Annotated in this window: 2 protein-coding genes; both read left to right on the forward strand. The window is 76.5% G+C overall.

Features of this window, described 5'->3' with window-relative positions; translation table 11 throughout:
* A partial coding sequence (locus GTW40_RS00640; RefSeq protein ID WP_161178169.1) for a DUF1731 domain-containing protein occupies positions 1-336 on the forward strand: 336 nt, incomplete at its 5' end.
* Between the two features lie 149 nt (positions 337-485).
* On the forward strand, positions 486-1,817 hold a 1,332-nt coding region (locus GTW40_RS00645; RefSeq protein ID WP_161178170.1), incomplete at its 3' end, for an NAD(P)/FAD-dependent oxidoreductase.

Here is a 1,817-nt window from a genome sequence, read left to right on the forward strand (position 1 = left end):
GGGCGGCTCGGGGACGGGCGGCAGTACTGGTCGTACATCGCGCTGCACGACGAGGTGGCGGCGATCCGGCATCTGATCGACCGTGCGGATCTGTCGGGGCCGTTCAATCTGACCGCGCCCGACCCGCTGACCAATCAGGAGATCACCGAGGCGATGGGGCGCGTGCTGCACCGGCCGACGCCGTTCCCGGTCCCGGCGGCGGTGCTGCGGGCGGTGCTCGGCGAGATGGCCGGGGATGTGCTGGGCAGTCAACGGGTGGTGCCCCGGCGGCTGTTGGAGTCGGGGTTCGCCTTCGCGTTCCCCGGGATCGAGGACACGATCCGCGCGGCGGAGTGACCGTATGCGACCTCCATGCGACCGTGCCCTGTCGATGCGCGACTGCCCCTGACCGTTCGGGGCCCTAACCTCGACCCGAACTCGGGTATCCCCGGGGCCTGTTGGGGGCATCACGTCTCCACCGGCCGCGCAACCACAGGAGGGGCCTCGTGCTTGAGCCCGCGTACCAGGTGGACGTCGTCGTCGTGGGAGCCGGGACCGCCGGACTCGCGGCGGCCCGTCGGCTCGCCAGTGCTGGAGTGACGACCACGGTCCTGGAGGCAGAGCCGTGTGTCGGCGGCCGCATGTCGACCGAGAAGGTCGACGGCTTCCGGCTCGACCGTCTCGGACAGCCGCTTTTCACGTCCTGGCCCGAACCGCGCACCACCCCCGGCCTCGAAGCCCTGCCGCTGCGCCGCTTCGCGCCCGGGGTCCTGCTGCACCGCGACGGGCACCGGCACCGGGCGGGCGCTCCGGCGGTCACCGGGGGCGCAAGGGGCGCACTTCACATCGCGCGCGCCCTCGCGAGCGCCCCTCGGGGCGCGGGAAGCGCCCGCGAGAGCCGTACCAGCGGGGCGGCCGGGGGCGCCATGGACCGGGCCCGGCTCGGCAGCGCGCTCAACCGGCTCGCCGCCACCCCCGTCGAACGCCTGCTGGCCCGCCCCGAACTGCCCGCCGCCCAGGCCCTCCAGGCGCGCGGCCTGCCGCCCCGCACCGTCGAGGGCTTCCTGCGCCCGCTGCTCGCCGCCCTGCTGTGCGACCCGGAGCTGACCACCTCCAGCCGGGCCGCCGACCTGGCGCTGCACGCCTTCGCGAGCGGACGGCTGTGCGTCCCGGAGGGCGGCGCCCAGGCGCTCCCCGACCGGCTGGCCCGCTCGCTGCCGCCCGGCACCGTGCGCACCGGCGTACGCGTCACCTCGGTCTCCACCACCTCGGTCACCACCGCCGAGCACGGCGTGATCCGCTGCCGCGCGGTGCTCCTCGCGACCGGCGCGCGCGCCGCCGCCGAGCTGCTGCCCGGCCTGCGCGTGCCGGACTTCCACCCGGTGACCGTGGTCCACCACACCACCGACGACCCGGCTCCCGCGCTCGCCACCGGCTCCGCGCTGCTGCTCGACGCCGACCGGAGCGGCCCGGTCGCGCACACGGCGGTGCTCAGCACCGTGGACCCGGGCCGGGCGCCCGCCGGACGCGTACTGATCTCCTCGACCGTCCTCGGCACCCCGCCCGGCGCCCCCGGCGAGCTGGACAGCGCCGTCCGCATCCAGCTGGCCCGGCTCTACGGCACCTCGACGCACCGCTGGGAGACCCTGGCCGTGCACCACACCCCCGAGGCCGTCCCCGCCCAGCGCCCGCCGTACGACGCGCGCCGCCCGGTGCGCCTCATGGCGGGGCTGTACGTGTGCGGCGACCACCGCGACTCCGGCACCGTCCAGGGCGCCCTGCGCTCCGCCCACCGCGTCGCGGCGGCCCTCCTGGCCGACCTCGGCGCGGCGGGCTCG

The sequence above is a fragment of the Streptomyces sp. SID4985 genome (genome assembly GCF_009863025.1).
In the GTDB taxonomy this organism is placed as follows: domain Bacteria; phylum Actinomycetota; class Actinomycetes; order Streptomycetales; family Streptomycetaceae; genus Streptomyces.